General features: G+C 64.1%; 15 protein-coding genes and 1 pseudogene. 1 reads left to right on the top strand and 15 read right to left on the bottom strand.

The annotated features are described in order from the left end of the window. From Mgrana_RS15235 to Mgrana_RS15170, 14 genes are all read right to left on the bottom strand, one after another. The coding region (locus tag Mgrana_RS15235; protein ID WP_147371311.1) for an SAM-dependent methyltransferase at positions 1-1217 on the bottom strand (1217 nt) is incomplete at its 3' end. Between the two features lie 55 nt (positions 1218-1272). After that, complete coding sequence (locus tag Mgrana_RS15230) at positions 1273-2118, bottom strand: amidohydrolase family protein (protein WP_119358444.1); 846 nt, start codon at positions 2116-2118, stop codon at positions 1273-1275. An 8-nt stretch (positions 2119-2126) separates the two neighbouring features. Then, the gene (locus Mgrana_RS15225) at positions 2127-2870 is read right to left on the bottom strand and encodes an SDR family oxidoreductase (protein ID WP_119358443.1); all 744 of its coding nucleotides are present in this window, start codon (positions 2868-2870) and stop codon (positions 2127-2129) included. Positions 2871-2872: 2 nt separating this feature from the next. After that, the gene (locus Mgrana_RS15220; protein WP_170146502.1) at positions 2873-3889 is read right to left on the bottom strand and encodes an aldo/keto reductase; all 1017 of its coding nucleotides are present in this window, start codon (positions 3887-3889) and stop codon (positions 2873-2875) included. After that, positions 3890-5197, bottom strand: coding sequence for an L-fuconate dehydratase (locus Mgrana_RS15215; protein WP_119358442.1), 1308 nt, complete (start codon positions 5195-5197; stop codon positions 3890-3892). Between the two features lie 2 nt (positions 5198-5199). Further along, positions 5200-5523, bottom strand: coding sequence for an L-rhamnose mutarotase (locus tag Mgrana_RS15210; RefSeq protein WP_119358441.1), 324 nt, complete (start codon positions 5521-5523; stop codon positions 5200-5202). A 2-nt stretch (positions 5524-5525) separates the two neighbouring features. Next, positions 5526-6539, bottom strand: a complete 1014-nt coding sequence (locus Mgrana_RS15205; protein ID WP_119358440.1) for a carbohydrate ABC transporter permease — start codon at positions 6537-6539, stop codon at positions 5526-5528. Then, positions 6540-7661 (bottom strand): carbohydrate ABC transporter permease, encoded by a 1122-nt coding sequence (locus Mgrana_RS15200; protein ID WP_170146501.1) that lies wholly within the window; start codon positions 7659-7661, stop codon positions 6540-6542. 165 nt (positions 7662-7826) lie between these two features. Then, the gene (locus Mgrana_RS15195; RefSeq protein WP_119358438.1) at positions 7827-9305 is read right to left on the bottom strand and encodes an ABC transporter substrate-binding protein; all 1479 of its coding nucleotides are present in this window, start codon (positions 9303-9305) and stop codon (positions 7827-7829) included. A gap of 136 nt (positions 9306-9441) precedes the next feature. Continuing rightward, the gene (locus tag Mgrana_RS15190) at positions 9442-10362 is read right to left on the bottom strand and encodes a carbohydrate kinase family protein (protein WP_119358437.1); all 921 of its coding nucleotides are present in this window, start codon (positions 10360-10362) and stop codon (positions 9442-9444) included. Next, entirely contained in the window at positions 10359-11012 is a 654-nt protein-coding gene (locus Mgrana_RS15185; protein ID WP_119358436.1) for a transaldolase family protein, read from the bottom strand. The genes Mgrana_RS15190 and Mgrana_RS15185 overlap by 4 nt, the downstream gene beginning before the upstream one ends. A gap of 1 nt (position 11013) precedes the next feature. Next, complete coding sequence (locus Mgrana_RS15180) at positions 11014-12024, bottom strand: LacI family DNA-binding transcriptional regulator (protein WP_119358435.1); 1011 nt, start codon at positions 12022-12024, stop codon at positions 11014-11016. Positions 12025-12167: 143 nt separating this feature from the next. After that, positions 12168-13370, bottom strand: coding sequence for an aminotransferase class V-fold PLP-dependent enzyme (locus Mgrana_RS15175; RefSeq protein ID WP_240631400.1), 1203 nt, complete (start codon positions 13368-13370; stop codon positions 12168-12170). Positions 13371-13406: 36 nt separating this feature from the next. Then, positions 13407-15476, bottom strand: a complete 2070-nt coding sequence (locus Mgrana_RS15170; protein WP_119358445.1) for a molybdopterin-containing oxidoreductase family protein — start codon at positions 15474-15476, stop codon at positions 13407-13409. Between the two features lie 39 nt (positions 15477-15515). Between Mgrana_RS15170 and Mgrana_RS15165 the strand changes: the two genes are divergently transcribed. After that, a complete protein-coding gene (locus Mgrana_RS15165) occupies positions 15516-15800 on the top strand; it encodes a hypothetical protein (RefSeq protein ID WP_119358433.1) in 285 nt (94 codons plus the stop codon). Here Mgrana_RS15165 and Mgrana_RS15160 read toward each other — a convergent pair. Then, positions 15790-16141, bottom strand: a pseudogene (locus tag Mgrana_RS15160) (MFS transporter); the annotation flags it as partial. The gene Mgrana_RS15165 and the pseudogene Mgrana_RS15160 overlap by 11 nt on opposite strands.

Genomic DNA, 16141 nt, shown 5'->3' with positions numbered 1-16141 from the left:
TCGGCCATCTGGCCATTCACCAAAGCCTCCTGGCCTGGCTTGGCCAGGAGGCTTTGGTGAATGGCCAGATGGCCGAAGCGGAATTGGTGGGCGGAGCCTGCCAGGTAGAGCCGATACAGCCGGACCCGCTCCAGTCCGACCAACTCCGCAGCCCGCTGGCTTTGGGCCTCGAGCCGTTCCCGCCATAACCGCAGGGTTTGGGCGTAGTGCTCGCGCAGGTTCTCCACATCGCGCACCTCGAACCCCACGCCCTCGGCCTCTTGCAGGTTAAGCCACAGGGGCAGGATCTCCCCGTCGGGAAAAATATATTGCCGCATAAACTCGCCCGAGGCGGCCCAGGCTGGGGTTTTGCGGACCACGGGCCCCTGGGCGATGGCGTGGTGGAGGAACAGCCCGCCGGGGCGTAACCGCTCAAAGGCCGCCTGAAAGTAGCGGCCCAGATTGGCTCGGCCCACGTGCTCGGCCATGCCCACGCTCACCCCTTTGTCGAACTCGCCGCGGATCTCCCGGTAGTCCAGCAGCTCGATGCGCACCTTCCCCTCGAGCCCCGCCTGCTTGGCCCGTTCCCGCGCTTCTTGAAATTGCTCCTTGGAGAGGGTGATCCCGGTAGCCTCCACCCCATAGCGCTCGGCGGCATAGAGCACCAACCCGCCCCAGCCACAGCCGATATCCAGAAGCCGCTCGCCGGGCTGCAACCGGAGCTTGCGGCAGATGTGCTCGAGCTTGGCGGTCTGGGCTTGGTCCAGGGTTTCCTCCCCGGTGGGGAAGTAGGCACAGGAATACACCATTCGCTGATCCAGCCACAGCCGGTAAAAGTCGCTGGGCAAGTCGTAGTGGTGCTGTACGGCCTGACGGTCCCTGGCGGGGGTGTGGGCGGCCCCCCGCAGATGCGCGCTGAGGCCGCGGATGCCCGCTTGCTTGAGGGCGGTGCCCAACAGGCTGCCCCACTCGCGCGGGGATTGTGGCAGCTGGGGGGTTTCCAGAGCGGCAAACACCGCCTCGGGATCGCCTTCGATCTCGAGGTCGCCGTGGATGAAGGCTTCGCCCAGGGCCAGGTCGAGCGGAGGGGCCAGCCGTTGGGGTAGCCCAGGTCCCAGCACCAAGGTGGCCTGGGGTTCAGCGGTGGGGGGGAGCACGGTGTCGTCCCAGAAGCGCACGGCAAAGGCTCGATGGGGAAGGGTTTGCTCGAGGAGATGGCGCATCTCGCGGGGGTTCATGAAGGTCTCCTGCCTCTACGCTAGACCCAAACCCCAGCCCGGTGCAACAACCCCCTCAGAGGGAAAGGCCATAAACCTGGGCCGCGTTGAGGCCAAAAATGCCCTCGCGCTCTGCCGGGCTTAGGTCGCCGAGCAGGGTCTCGAGGGTCCCCTTGACCTGGGTATAGCTGGCGGCTAGGGTACACACCGGCCAGTCGCTCCCGAACAGACAGCGCTGGGGCCCAAAGAGCCGCAGGGCCTCGAGCACATACGGTCGGAGCTGCTCGGGGGTCCAGCGCTGCCAGTCGGCCTCGGTGACCAGGCCGGAAAGCTTGACCCAGACGTTGGGGAGCTCGGCCAAGGGGGCCAGGCCCTCGAGCCAGCCCGCCCACTCCCCAGCGGCGATGTTGGGCTTTGCCAGGTGGTCGAGCACAAAGCGCACCTCGGGGTGGTTCCGTGCGGTCTCGAGGCAAGCCGGGAGTTCGCGGCTGCGGCTCAGGAAATCGTAGGCCAAGCCCCGCTGCCCCAGCTCGGCAATGTTCTGCTGCACGCGGTCTTGGAGTAGCCACCGGGGGTCGGGTTCATCGTGCACCTGATGGCGGAGGCCCACCAGGTAACGCCCCGGCCCCGAGGCCAATAACTCGTCCAGCAGCGCCCCAAGCCTTGGGTGGGTGAGATCGGCCCACCCCACCACCCCGGCCACGTACTCCACCTCGGCGGCAATACGCAGAAACTCGAGGGTCTCCTCGAGGCTGCTGCGGGTTTGTACCAGCAGGGTCCGGTCCACGCGGTTTTGGCGCAGGAGGGGGCCCAACTCCTCCGGGCCGAAGTCGCGCCGCAGGGGGGCGAGGGGGGCTGGCTCGAGCCAGGGATACCCCACCCGACTGGGAAAGAGGAAGTGCTGATGGGCGTCAATGACCATCGCGCCCTCTACATGGCCCAGCCCCCATCAATCAGATGGGCCTGTCCGGTGGTGAAGGCCGACTCATCCGAGGCCAGGTATACCGCCAGGGCAGCGACCTCTTCGGGCTTACCGACCCGACCCATGGGCTGCCGGGCGATGAAGGCTTGACGGCTCTCCTCCACGCTCATCCCCCCAGCCTTGGCCTGATGGACCACGCGTTCCCGCCAGGAGGGGGATTCCACCGTGCCCGGACAAATTGCATTGCAGCGGATGCCCCGGGTGACAAAATCAGCCGCCACGGCTTTGGTCATCCCGATCACTGCGGCCTTGGTGGCGCTATAGACGAAACGGTTGGGTACAGCTTTGAGCGAGGAAGCCGCACTGCTCATGTTGATGATGCTGCCCCCACCTCCAGCCAACATCTTGGGAATGGCGGCCCGCATGGTCCAGAACATGCTGCGCACATTGAGATCGAAGCTGAATTGCCAGTCCGCATCGCTGCACTCGAGGATGCTCCCGCTATGGACGTAGCCCGCGCAGTTGAACAGCACGTCTAGCCGCTCCAACCCGCCCAGCAGGGCCTCGATGGCCGACTGGTCCAGCACGTCTAGGCGCTCGGTTCGACAGCGGAGCCCGGTCAGCAGATCGGGGTTTAGGTCGGTGGCGATCACCTCTGCTCCTTCGGCGATGAAGGCCTCGGCGGTGGCCCGCCCGATGCCCTGTCCGGCTGCGGTGAGGAGCGCAGTTTTGCCTTTTAAGCGTCCAGCCATGCTTAGCCTCCTGGGATAGGGGTATCGTAATCCAACAAGCCTTCGCGCCGGAGATGGCCCCAAAGCTCGGGCGGGACCTCCCAGCGGAACATGCGCAGGTTCTCCTCGAGCTCCTCCCTCGAGCGCACCCCGGTCAGCACCGAGACCACGCTGGGATGCCCCAGGGCAAACTGAATCGCCGCCGCCTTTAGGGGCACCCCGTGGGCCTCGCACACCGCTTGGAGCCGCAGGGCCCGCTGGAGAAGCTCCGGTTGAGCCGGGACGTAATCGTAGCGGGCTCCAGGGCGTGGATCGGCCAGGATGCCGCTGTTGTAGACCCCCCCCACCACCACCCCAATGCCCTTGTGGTGGCACAGCGGCAGCAGCTCCCGGAGGGCGGCTTGGTCCAGCAGGGTATAGCGTCCGGCCAGCAATAGCAGATCGAAGTCGCCGCTCCGGGCGAACTCGGCTAGCCAGTCGGCGTGGTTCATCCCCACCCCGATGGCCTGCACCAGGCCCTGCTGACGCAGCTCCACCAGGGCGCGGTAGCCTCCGCGCATCACCTCCTCCACCGAGCGGTTATCGGCGTCGGGATCATGCACGTAGAGGATATCCACCCGGGCTAAACCCAGGCGTTCCAGGCTCTCCTCTAAGGAGCGCAGTACGCCTCTGTAGGAGTAGTCGTAGACCTGCATGACCTGCGGAACCCCCTGGTAATAGCTGTGGCCTTCCGGGTCTACCTGGCTGGGGTGGGGTGGACCTTCGCGCAGCAGCCGCCCGACCTTTGTCGAGAGCACAAAAGCGGCTCGAGGTTGATCCCGCAGGAACCCCCCAAGGCGCCGCTCTGCGGTGCCGTTGCCGTACTGCGGGGCGGTGTCGAAGTAGCGCAAACCCTGCCCCCAGGCAGCCTCCAGCACCTCTCGAGCCTGCGCCTCAGAGACAGGAGCATAAAGACCCCCGAGCGGGGCGGTGCCCAGGCTCAAGCGGCTCAGCCGCAGCCCGGATTTGTCGTGGGGAATGAGCGCGGTGGGATCGGGCATCTAGACCTTCAGGACGGATTTCCAGTAGGAGCCGTGGGGATAGGTGTAGGCGGCCAGCGACGCGGGCTTCATCTCAATGCTGTAGCCGGGCTGTAGGGGGGCTTGATAGTGTGCATTGTGGATGATCACCGGCTCCACAAAGTGCTCGTGCAGATGATCTACGTATTCGATGTAGCGTCCTTCCATGCTGCCGGAGACCGCGATGTGGTCGAAGATGGAGAGGTGCTGCACGTACTCACACAGTCCCACCCCACCTGCGTGGGGGCAGACCTTCACCCCAAATTTGGCGGCCATCAGCAGGATGGCCAGGTTTTCACTCACCCCGCCTACCCGGGCCGCATCAATCTGGCAAAAGCCCACCGCCCCCGCCTGTAAAAGCTGCTTGAACATCACCCGATTGTGGACATGCTCGCCGGTGGCGACTCGAGTTCCGGTGCCCTCCAGGGCCTGATTGATGGCGGCGTGACCTAGGATGTCGTCCGGTGAGGTAGGCTCTTCAATCCATAGGGGGCGGAAGGGCAGCAGATGCCGGACCCACTCAATGGCTTGATGCACGTCCCAGACCTGGTTGGCATCCACCATCAGCACCCGCTCCGGCCCGATCTCTTCCCGCACGATGGCGCAGCGGCGCAGGTCATCCTGGAGGTCGCGGCCTACCTTGAGCTTGAAGGCCGTCCAGCCCAGGGCCAGGCCCTCCCGGCAGAGGCGGCGAATCTTCTCATCAGGGTAGCCCAGCCAGCCTGCGCTGGTGGTGTAGGCAGGATAGCCCTTGGCTCGGATTTCCGCCTCGCGCTGTGGTTTGCTGGCCTCGAGCCGCTCCAGCAGCGCCAAGGCCTCATCAGGCGTGATCGCGTCGGTGATGTAGCGAAAGGGGGTGGCCCGCACGATCTCCGCAGGGGTCATATCAGCCAGCAGTTTCCACAGGGGCTTGCCCTGGGCCTTAGCATACAGGTCCCATACGGCGTTGATGACCGCCGCGGTAGCCAGGTGCATCACCCCTTTTTCCGGCCCGATCCAGCGCAACTGGGAGTCCCCCACGATGTAGCTGTAAAAAGCCCCCAGGTCCTGGGTGAACTCGGCCAGCCGCTTGTTCCGAAGGTAGGGCTCGAGGGCCTGGATGGCTGCCACCACCAGCTCGTTGCCCCGCCCGATGGTGAAGGTCAGGCCATGCCCCTCGAGCCCGGTGTCGGTTTTTAGGATCACATAGGCTGCCGAGTAGTCAGGGTCGGGGTTCATGGCGTCGGAGCCATCTCGCTGTAGCGAGGTCGGATAGCGAACGTCGAGGGCGATGAGGTCGGTAATCTTCATGCCTACTCCATTAGAAAAACCTGTTCCATACGGGCCCACCACTCGCCCTCGCGGGCACTGGGAAGCGGTTCCTGGCAGGGATCGGTGAGCTTCCACCAGGCCTGGGTGACGGGGTCGGCGGCGATGGCCTTTTGGGCTTCCTCCCAGCTTTCGCCCTGGAACTCCAAGTAACCGAACAGCAGATCGGCGTGCTGAAAGATGGAGTAATTCCGTACCCCCACCCGGTGCAGGGTCTCGAGAACCCCCGGCCAGGGTTGGGCGTGGAGGCGTTTGTATTCCTCGAGCTTCTCCGGCTTGACCCGAATTACCATTCCGATGCGTTGCATAACTACCCTTTCACGGCTCCTACCAGAAGTCCGCGCTGGATGTAGCGCTCGAGCAAGATGGCCAGAACGATGACCGGGAGGATCATGATCAAGATCACCACCGACATGTACCACCACTCGGTGCCGCGGGTTCCGCTCATCGCCGAAACCATCAAAGGCATGGTCTGGGCGTTGGCCTTAGAGAGGAACAGGGCCACCAGATACTCGTTCCAGGCGAAGACCAGCACCAGCAAAAAGGTGGCCACAATCCCCGGCAGGGCCAGGGGCAGCACAATGCTGCCAAAGATGCGGAAGCGGCCCGCCCCATCAATCTGGGCGCACTCCTCGAGCTCGAGCGGGATGCTCGAGAAGTAATCGCGCATCAGCCAAACTGCGATCGGCAGGTTGGTAGCGGTGTAGGTAAGGATCAGGGCGACCGGCGTATCCAGCAGGCCGACCTGCTGATAGAGCACGTACAGCGGGATCACCACCACCACTGGCGGCAGAATGCGGTTGGAAATCATCCAAAAGGCGATATCGTTGTTGCTCAGGGCCCGCTGGAAGCGTTTGCCCAAGGTTTGGACAACCACCCCATACAGGGCTAGAGCAATCACCAAGGAGAGCTGCCAGGGCACCTCGAGCACGCTCAAGCCCACCGCCAACAAGACACAACCGATAAACCCCAGGATGAGGCCCACCCTGGGGCGATAGGTGAACCGGGTGAGCCCATAGGCGGCCATGGTGCCCAGCAACAGCGTGAGCAGCGAGCTGGCCAGTGCCACCACCACCGTGTTGCGGTAGGCATGAGCGATGGAAGGGCCCAGGGTCCCAAAGACATAGTTCCAGGCATGGGGTGAGGGGTTGAAATCTATCCAGGGCAGGTATTTGGGCCCCTCAAACACGTCGATGGGTTCTTTGAGCGAGGTCACGATGAGCCAGTAGATAGGAAAGAGCACCACCGCTCCCCAAGCCACCAAGGCCACATAGGACAGCACTTTAGAGCTCAGGGAGGGGGCATGGGGGGAGTCCCGACGCATTTAATCCCTCCGAACCCGGGCTACCACCCCATTGGCATAGAGGGTGACGATCAGGCTAACCAAGATCAGCAGCAAGAAGGCAATGGCCGCAGCCCCTCCCAAATCCAGGGTGCGCCAGGCAAAGAAGGCCTGCAGGGTCATGCTTTCGGTGGCGGTGCCGGGCCCGCCGTTGGTCAAGACATTGGGCAAATCTACGATCTTGAAGGCTTCGATCAGCCGGATTAAGAGGAGGCTGGCGCTTACCGGGATCAAGTATGGAAACACGATATGTACAAAGGTCTGGATCCGATTGGCTCCGTCCACCACCGCCGCCTCGATCTGCTCCTGGGGTAGGCTTTGCACCGCAGCCAACAACACGATGAACATGAAGGGGGTCCATTGCCAGATATCGCCGATCATCACCGCAAAGCGTGCCCCCCAAGGATCATTGACCCAGGAGAAGTTGCTCAACCCGAGCACGTTCCAAAGCGGGCTGAGGGGGCCCCGCCCGGTATCGGTCAGCATGCGGAACATATAGGCCACCCCCACCGGGGTAATTGCTAGAGGCAATAGGTAAATCACCCGAAAAAAGCGAATCCCTGGTAGCTTTTGCGCACACAATAGGGCCAGCCCTAGGCCCAGCAGGTACTGCATTGCGGTACCGAACAGCACGTATACCAGGGTGGTCTGCACCGTGCCCGGCTGGCCTGCCAAACGGCTTAGGAGGCTCCAGACCAAAAACCCCACCAAGGCACTAACCCCAATGCGATACAGCAGCCCCCCCAGGCTGCCTTTGCGGCGCAGATGGCGCAGGATCCACCCCAGCAAAAGCCCCAAAACCCCAGCGAACACCAACCAGCCCAGCGGGGGAAGGGCTTTGGCGACCCCCAGAAAGTGGGTTTGCTCGCTGCCGAAAAGCAGCTTTTGATAGTTGGCCCAGCCTACAAAGCGGAAGCTGACCTCACCGGCCCTAAATTGGATGCGCGAGAGCGAGAGGTAGATTGAGGCCAGCAGGGGGAAGATGGCCAGGGCCAGCATCAGTACCACCGCGGGCCAGAGAAACACCGCTCCGGCCCGGTGCTCGAGCCAAGCCTCGAGCCGGGGGAGGAGCCCGCGTGTAGGTGAGTTTTTCGTTTGTCTCAAAGCCATAGGTTGCCCTGTGCTAGGGGGGTTGGGCACCCTGCGGGAAGCTCTGGAACTTCTCTGGCACGGATAAGATCGTTCCTCGCATTCCCCGCAGGGGCCTCCGATGGGTGAAAACCTCTCAACTCGCGTAGGCTGGAGATCTGGCTCGAGGCCGTCTCCCCGCTATTTATCAATGCTCAGGGTCAGTCGGTAGGCTTTGAGCTGAGCGTCGCGGCCCTCGGCGTTGGTGATCTCCTCCCAACCCGAGTCAATCTGATCCATGGTTTGCTGAGCATTGATCTCCCCTGCTAGGAACTGCGATAAGGCTTTATCCAGCACCACCTGCTGATACTGTTGGTTTTTGGGTATCCGCAAGTCGAGGATCATGTTGGGGCTGTTCAGGCTGGCCTCGATAGCTCCCAGGTAGTTTTTGGCCCCGGCTGGGCTGAACCCGGCGGCCACCCAGTTGTTCAGGTTTTTGAAGTGTGAGATGCGGTAGGGGTTGAATCCAGTGATCCCGATGGTCACATCTTTGCCGGATTGCGCCGGAGCGCTCATATAGGCGAAGAAATCAAAGAGCATCTGTTGTGTCTTGGGATCGGCCTTGGCGTTGATCCCGCCAGACCAACCGCCAAACGCAGCGTAGGGGGCTCGATTCACTCCGTTGATGGCATAGGGGCAGCGTTGGGCGTTGCAGTCCACCAGCTTGCCGCTGGCTCGATCCAGCACCTTGCGGCTGCCCGGCAGGATCACCGCTCCCACCTTATCCTTGACCTTGGAGGTTTTGGGATCTACCGACAGCGGCCCGATATCCCCCCAGTCCACTGATAGGGCGCAGCGGCCTGCCGTAAAGAGCCCACGGGTATCGCCCACATCGAGGTTGAGCTCATCAGGGGGGCCATACCGGGTGGTCTCCTTGTAGATCCGCAAGGCCTCGGCAAAGGCTTCATTCTTGACCAGGGGCTTCATGGTGGTGGTATCGAAAAAGGCTCCCTGCTTGGTGCCCTGGCTTTGGACGTAGCCCCCCAGGATAGAGGTAAACATCCAGTAGCTCTGAGCGTTGCGTTTTTTGGCAATACAGGAGCCGTAGATTGGCTTTCCATCGGGGCTCCAGGGCTTGCCGTTGGCGGCCTTGGCGATGGCCAGGTAGTCATCCCAGGTCTGGGGCGGTTTGAGGTTTAGCCTTTGCAGCACGTCGGTGCGGTAATACACCATCTGGAAATCGCCATCGAGCGGCACGGTATAGATTTTGCCGCCGTAGGTGGCGCTGAAGTCGCGGAAGAACGGGGCGATGTCATTCCACTGGATATCCTTGCTGGCGGCAACCTTAGCGCTGAGGTCTTCGATGATTCCAGCGGGGACAAAGTCGGCCAGCCACTGAGGGGCAAAGACCCAGGCCTGATAGCTGTTGGTGCCGGTGGTGCCGTCGGTGAGGATTTGTTGGTAGAGATCGGAGAAAGGTACCGTAACCACCTTGATCTTGCCCCCGGTTTTGGCCTCAAACTCGGGAGCGCGGCGCTGCAGGGGTTCGGCGATCTGGGGGCCGGTAAAGGTGAGGACGGTGGCCTCGAGACCGGCATAGGGTTTCTGGGCCAAGCCCAGCGTGGCTACCAGGGCGGTTGCGGTGAATGCCACAGTTTTCGCCAGGGGGTTTGATAGCATTACCTTGCCTCCTAAAGAGGTACTCCGTAACCTAAAGCCGCTGTACGGTCTGGGGTTTTGGGGCTTCGGCGGCGGGGTGAGGGGTGCGCGCTCTCATTGGCGTGTGAAGCGCACGCTCATCCCTGCCCCGAAGGGCTTAGATCACCTCCTCTTGCCAGGGGGGATCGGCCCCGGCGCGGGTACAGGTTATGGCGGCCACCTTGGCCGCAAACTCGAGCAGCGCGGTGATCTGCTCGGGAGTCAGCGCAACCAGGGCCTGGCGGCTTAGGGCCTGAGCCCGCCACAGCCAAGCCAGCGTACCGGACATGAATGAGTCCCCGGCCCCCACGGTGTCCACAACCGAGACCTTGGGGGCCGCAACCCGGAGGATACCGCCCTCGGTAACCGCAAAGGCGCCTTGGCCCCCTTGGGTGACCAGCACCAGGGCGGGGCCTTGGTGTTGCCAGGCTTGGGCTACCTCTTCCAGGGGTTTTCCCGGGTACAACCACTCGAGATCAGCCTGGCTCACCTTGACCAGGTCTACCTGCTCGAGCCAGCCTGTGAGCCGCTGCAGGTATTGATCCTTATCCCCGATCAAGAAGGGCCTTACGTTGGGATCAAGGCTCAGAAAACGCTGCCGAGCCTCGCGGCGCATCAGGCCTTCCAGGGTCGAGGCGGTCGGCTCCAGCAGCAGGGAGATCGAGCCAAAGTGCAGACCTGCGCCCTGGGGCAGGGTCGCGGGCAGATCCTCGGGCTGGAGCCGCCGGTCGGCGGTGTTCTCGCAGTAGAAGCTGAAGAACTCCCCCCCTTCGGTGGGGGTGACCAGGGCTAGGGTGGTCAACTCGGGCCCCTGCCGGGCATAGCGCAGCCCCACACGACTACGGCGGATGTGCTCTTGCAGCAGCTGGCCAAACCCATCGGTGGAAAAGCGCCCCAAAAACTCTACCGGCACCCCTAGGCGCCCGGCCCCCATCGCCACGTTGTAGGGGGAACCGCCGGGGTGAGGCAGATAGGCGGTCTGGCCCTCGAGCTGGAGCGGATTGAGGTCAATCAGGGCTTCACCGGCGATGATCATCATGGCTCGAGCTCCTTGGCTGCGGCCTCAAAGACCTGGGTGGCCTTCAAGGTCAAGGGTTCTTGAAAAAGGGTCGCGGCAACGGCAGGGGCCAGGGTCACACAGCGCACCCCGTGCGTTGCCAAGCGGGTGAGGTCTTCGCTGGAGCGCACACTGGCGGCGAGGATTTCGGTAGCGCTACCGGTGGCCTTCAGAGCAGCGGCCATTTGCTGGATGGCCCCAAGCCCATCGCGCCCGGCGTCGTTCATGCGGCCCAGGTAGGGAGCCACGTATGCTGCATTGACCGCAGCGGCCAGCAGGGCTTGGAACGGGGCATAAACCGCGGTGATGCAGATGCGGATCCCCTCTGCGGCCAGTCGTTGAGCGGCCTCCAGGCCCTCGCGGGTAGCCGGGAGCTTGACCACCACCCGGGTGCTGATCCCGGCCAGGGTTTTTCCCCATTCGTACAGGGCCCGGGTGTTCTCCCCCCAGGCCTGGAAGTACAGCTCCCTAGCGCCCTTGCCCAAAGCCCAGTCCGCGAAGGGGACAAACCCCGAGGGGCGAACCCCTGCCGTCCGCAACACGCTGGGGTTGGTGGTGATGCCGTAGAAGACCCCGGTCTCCAGCAGGGGCTCGAGGGCAGCGCGATCGGCAGAGTCCAGGTAAAGTCGCATATCACCTCTGAGGCGGAGGGGCCGCGGAGCTGCGCACGATCAGCTCGGTGGCCAGCCGCAGGCTGGTAGCCTGTACTGGCTCCTGCCGCCCCAGGATCGAGATCAGGGTTTCACAGGCCAGGTAGCCCAGGTCGTAAGCCGGCTGGGCCACTACGGTCAAGGGGGGCTGCATCAGCCGGGCCCAGCGGGTGTCGTCGAAGCTCACCAGCGAAAGCTCTTCCGGGATGCGCAACCCTAAGTCGCGGATGGCCAGTACGGCCCCGGCGGCCATCTCGCTGTTCCCGGCAAAGAGGGCGGTAGGGCGCTGCTCGAGGGGCAGTTCCAGCATTTGTCGAGCCGCCCGGTACCCACCCTCTTCCTTATGGTCGCCGGTGGCCACCCATCGCCGCTGGAAGGGGATGCCCGCGGCTTTGAGGGCTTGTTTATAGCCTTCCAGCCGCTCTACCGCGGTGGTCACGGTGGGGGGGCCCGCCACCATTCCGATCCGCCGGTGCCCCAGTTGGATGAGGTGTTCGACCGCCCTACGGGCTCCAGCCACATTGTCCACCAACACGCTGTGCACCCCTGGGGTACCGCTGGTGCGATCCAGCTCGATCACGGTAAGGCCGGGCACGATGCCTAGGTTTTGCCGGGTTTGGCTGGTGGGCACGATCAACAGCCCCTCTGGCAGATGCCCCTGCAGCTCCTTGAGGTAGCGCCGCTCTTTCTCGGGCTGCTCGTCGGTGTTGAATAAGAAGACCACGTAGCCGTGCTTTTCGGCAGCATCTTGAACCCCTTTGGCCAGGGTGGCGTGGAAGGGGGCCAGTATATCGGTGACCATCAGCCCCAGCAGGTGGCTTTGGCGCTTGCGCAACCCCCGGGCCAGCTTGTTGGGCTGGTAACCGAGCTGATGGGCGGCATGAACCACCCGCTCGCGGGTGGTAGGGGCCACCATCTCGGGGCGGGTGAGGGCACGCGAGACCGTCGAGGGGGAGACCTCGGCCAGCCGGGCTACATCTTCGATCTTGATCATGTTTGCAATCGTATGCAGCGATTGAGGGTCAGCAGGAGCCTTTTACACAAGACCCACACATGCCTGAAAGCACCGGTTCCCTCGAGAGTTTGCAAACGATTGCAGCAATCATTCCACGCCGGCGGGGGTTTGTCAATAGGGGTTTAGGAGGCGGCCAGCGGGCTCGAGCGTCTCCAGGTTTCCACCGCTGCGGCAAAGCGCTCGAGGTCTGCGGGGTCGTTGTACACCTGTATAGAGATCCGCGCCCATAACCGGCCATCTATAGCCAGGATGGGTACCTCGAGGGCCCGCTCAAAAAGCAGCCAGTCCTTGAGTTGGGCAGCTTCTTCCGGTCTGCAGCCGGGTTGGCTGGGCAAAGGCAGGGTAACCATGGAGCCGACCATGGACTCCGGGGTCGGGAGCGGCAGGCCCCAGCGGTCGGTGAGCTCCCGCGCGGTCCTCCAAGCCAGGGTGTGGTTGTAGCCCCGCATGGCCTGCAGGCCTAGCTCCTGCATGAAGCGCAGCCCCTCCGGGGCCGCCAAGTAGGCCGAGGGGTCTTGGGTGCCGACCCAATCGAATTCCCGAGTGAAGCCCTGATCAAGCCCCCAAGAGATGACCGGTGGGTGCAGCTCGGCCTGGTGCTGGGGGTCAGCCCAGAGGATGCCACAACCCCGAGGGGCCATGGCCCACTTGTGCAGGTTGCCGGCGTACCAATCCACCCCCAGGCTGGGAAGGTCTAAGGGAATCTGGCCGGGAGCATGGGCCCCGTCGGCCAGCACCCGCACCCCCTGGGCCCGGCACAAGGCAGCCATCTCGGCCAGCGGAAGGATCAGGGCGGTTTCTGAGGTGATGTGGTCGAGGATTGCGAGCCGAGTGCGGGGGGTTAGGGCTTTTTCCAACAGCTCGAGGTAGACCCCCGGATCGGCTACGGGAAAGGGCAGCTCGAGCCGCACCACCCGGGCCCCCTGTTCTCGGGCGACGAAGGTGGCTGCATTGACCACCGCACCATAGGCCAGGTTGGGGATCAGAATCTCATCGCCCTCCCGGAACTTTAGGGAGCGCAGCACCGCATTGACCCCGGTGGTGGCGTTGGCCACAAAGGCCAGATCCTCACCTCGAGCCCCCAAAAACTCGGCCACCTTCTGCGCCGCGACCCTCAGGCGGGGCTGGGCCAGGCGGGAGCTCCCGGAAAGCTCGGAAAGCTCCCGCAGCAAGTAGCGGGAGGGCTGGCGCTCAATCTCCTCGCGGATGGCCTGCTGGGCGTTCAGTACCTGCCAGGGCGTGACCCCTACGGTACCGTGGTTGAGGTAGGTGATTCCGGCCTCAAGGGGCCAGAGCGATAACAGGCGGTGACCGAATTGGCTCAAGATGGGCTCCTTTCGTAGGCTCTAGCTTATCGCGCTCTAATCCGAGGCATTGCTCCTGGGGATCACGGCCACCGGGTTGGAGTGGAAGGTGCTCCCTGCGCCCAGATCGGTGAGCCCCTCGCCGGTCAGCCAGTTGATGCCTTTGCCGTCGGGAGCGTTGCGTTCCCACCAGGTGCCCTCGAGCACCACCGTCCCCGGTATGGGGGCTGGGCTCACCTTAGCCCGGCGGATCACCTCTCCGTGGCGGGAGCGGATGTGCACGGTGGCCCCATCCGCTACCCCGTAAAGGGCGGCGTCCTGGGGGTGAATCCACAGCACCGGTTCCCCGCCCTCCCCGGCCACCAACCGCTCCACGTGGCCGTAGGTGGAGTTGAGAAAGTGCTTGGCGGGCGGGGTGAGCAGGATCAAGGGGTAGTCGGCTTCGGGCTCGGTGAGGATCACCGCTGGAGGGGGGTCAAAGCACACTTTCCCCGTGGGTGTAGGGGCTCCGTCCTTGAAGGGCAGAAAAGCCCTGGGGGTGTTCAGCCGAACATACCCTTCGGCCTGCAAGCGCTCGAGGGTGATGCCCTTTAGCCAGGGGTGATCGCTGGCCAGAAGAGTTTGGGCCAGCTCCTCCGCGCTCCAGTACAGGGTGGGCTCCTCCAGCTCCAGCCGACGCGCCAGCTCGGCAAACACCTGGGTGTTGGGTCTGGCCTCCCCCTGAGGGTCGAGTACGGCTGCGTTCCAGGAGAGGTAGTGATGGCCATAGGCGGTGTAGAGGTCGGGATGCTCTAAAAAGGTGGTGGCGGGCAGCACATAATCGGCATAGCGGGCGGTCTCGGTGAGGGCCTGCTCGAGCACCACCGTGAAGAGGTCCTCCCGCTGCATTCCCTGCCGCACAGCCCCGCTGTTGGGGGCCACTACCAGGGGGTTGGAGTTGAAGACGAACAGGGCCCGGAGGGGGGGCTCGAGGCGGGTCAGGGCAGAGCCTAGCTGGTTCATGTTGATGCGCCGAACCTCAGGGTTGGGGCGGAGATATCCCGCTGCACCGGGCCTCGGGCCGCTCGCCTCGGGTTCAATCAGGTGCTTACCGCCCAAGTATTTGCGGTTGAGGGGGAACACCCCGCTGGTGGTGAGGAGGGCTCCACCGCCGGGGTATTGCCAGGCCCCGATCAGGGCCGGAAGCAGGATCACCGCCCGCAGGGCTGAGCCCCCGCCGGGGTGACGGGTCATGCCGTAGCTGGTGCGGATAAAGCTGGCCCTGGCCCGGGCAAACTCCAGGGCCAGCCGCTCCACCGTTGCCGCCGGAACCCCGGTGGCGGCCTCGGTGCGCTCGAGGGTCCAGGCCTGGGCGGTCTCTTGGAAGGCTGCAAAGCCCTGGGTAGCCCGCTCGATGTAGGCGGGGTCATGGAGGCGGTGCTCGAGAATGACCCGGGCCATCCCATACGCCAGCGCAGCGTCGCTGCCGGGGCGCAGCTTGATGTGCTCGTCGGCAAAGCGGCTGGTGAGGCTTTGGTAGGGGTCAATGTGGACGATCCTGGCCCCGTTGTGGCGGGCTTGCTTGAGGAAGGGGGTCAGGTGGGTGTTGGTGTGCAGGCTGTTGATGCCCCACAGGAAAATAAAGCGGGCCTGGGGGATATCCTCGGGGTCGGTGCCCATCCGGGGGAAGCCATAGCTGGCCTCCCAGGCCGCGGCCCCGGCGGTGGCGCAGATGGTGGTCTCGAGTTCCGCCGCCCCGATGGCCCGAAAAAAGGCCAGGGGATGCTCGTATTGGTGGAGCCCCATGGTCCCGGCATAGTGGTAGGGGAGTACCGCCTGACCTCCGGAGGTGTCCAGGATGTGCTGGAGCCGCTGCGCGATCTCATCCAAGGCCTCATCCCAACCGACCCGCTCAAACTGCCCTGAGCCTTTGGGGCCGGTGCGTCGGAGTGGGTACAGGGGGCGTTCGGGGTGGTGGTTGCGCTCGGGGTAGCGATAGGTCTTAACGCAGGCAAACCCCTGGGTGATGGGGTGTTGGGGATCGCCTTCAACCTTCAGGAGCCGGTTGGCCTGGGGGTCGAGGGTCAGGATGAGCGAGCAGGTATCGGGGCAGTCCAGCGGGCAAACCGCCCGCGCCGTCTTGGTCATACCCCCGATCATACGCCTGGAAGGGCGTAGCATACACCCATGCGCTCCTCTGATCGTCGGCAGTGGCTGATTGCGGCCACCGTGGTGCTCTGGCTGCCTCTGGTGTTGGCGGGGGGATCTATGCTCGTGGCCCAGAAGGTGACCGCGCCGGCCTTTATCGCAGCCCTGGGGCTGGGGTGTGTGGGGTTGTCCTTGGGGTTGCTGTGGGTGGGGGTGGTGGGGCTTCTGCGGCGCTCCATAAGGCTTGCCGACTGGCTGTGGCTGGGGCTATACGGAGTGGGGGCGCTGCTATACCTCGGGCTCGAGCGCCGGCTTACCCCGTAGAGCCCGGGGCCAGCCCTTGGGTGGCCCGGACGGCCAGGCCAAAGGCCAGGGCAGTTACCCCCAAGGCCAAGGCCAGGCTCGCCAGGGGTGGGGTATGCAAAAACGGTGGGTAGACCAGCCCGGCCAGGGTGCCCCCCAGGTAAAACGCCGCCACATAGCTGCCGCTGACCCCGCTTCCCCCCTGCCCAGACACCCCGCCGCCGACCGCTTGGGCGGTGAAGAGCCCCGCCATCATCAGGGCAAAGCCGATCAGGATGGGCAGCGGGTGATCGGGAATCTGCAGCAGCAGCCCAACCCCTACCCCCACAAAGGCGGCCCGCCAGGCGGTAGCCGCCCCCCAG

It is taken from the genome of Meiothermus granaticius NBRC 107808, assembly GCF_003574355.1.
Taxonomy (GTDB): Bacteria; Deinococcota; Deinococci; order Deinococcales; family Thermaceae; genus Meiothermus; species Meiothermus granaticius.
Note: the sequence above shows the minus strand (reverse complement) of the source record. Positions and strands in the feature narration are given on the sequence as shown.

Bases quoted from the DNA above. Each gene is read 5' to 3' on its own strand.
- Mgrana_RS15230 (WP_119358444.1), bottom strand. From the start codon at position 2,118: ATGGTCATTGACGCCCATCAGCACTTCCTCTTTCCCAGTCGGGTGGGG.
- Mgrana_RS15225 (WP_119358443.1), bottom strand. From the start codon at position 2,870: ATGGCTGGACGCTTAAAAGGCAAAACTGCGCTCCTCACCGCAGCCGGA.
- Mgrana_RS15220 (WP_170146502.1), bottom strand. From the start codon at position 3,889: ATGCCCGATCCCACCGCGCTCATTCCCCACGACAAATCCGGGCTGCGG.
- Mgrana_RS15215 (WP_119358442.1), bottom strand. From the start codon at position 5,197: ATGAAGATTACCGACCTCATCGCCCTCGACGTTCGCTATCCGACCTCG.
- Mgrana_RS15210 (WP_119358441.1), bottom strand. From the start codon at position 5,523: ATGCAACGCATCGGAATGGTAATTCGGGTCAAGCCGGAGAAGCTCGAG.
- Mgrana_RS15205 (WP_119358440.1), bottom strand. From the start codon at position 6,539: ATGCGTCGGGACTCCCCCCATGCCCCCTCCCTGAGCTCTAAAGTGCTG.
- Mgrana_RS15195 (WP_119358438.1), bottom strand. From the start codon at position 9,305: ATGCTATCAAACCCCCTGGCGAAAACTGTGGCATTCACCGCAACCGCC.
- Mgrana_RS15190 (WP_119358437.1), bottom strand. From the start codon at position 10,362: ATGATGATCATCGCCGGTGAAGCCCTGATTGACCTCAATCCGCTCCAG.
- Mgrana_RS15185 (WP_119358436.1), bottom strand. From the start codon at position 11,012: ATGCGACTTTACCTGGACTCTGCCGATCGCGCTGCCCTCGAGCCCCTG.
- Mgrana_RS15180 (WP_119358435.1), bottom strand. From the start codon at position 12,024: ATGATCAAGATCGAAGATGTAGCCCGGCTGGCCGAGGTCTCCCCCTCG.
- Mgrana_RS15170 (WP_119358445.1), bottom strand. From the start codon at position 15,476: ATGACCAAGACGGCGCGGGCGGTTTGCCCGCTGGACTGCCCCGATACC.
- Mgrana_RS15165 (WP_119358433.1), top strand. From the start codon at position 15,516: ATGCGCTCCTCTGATCGTCGGCAGTGGCTGATTGCGGCCACCGTGGTG.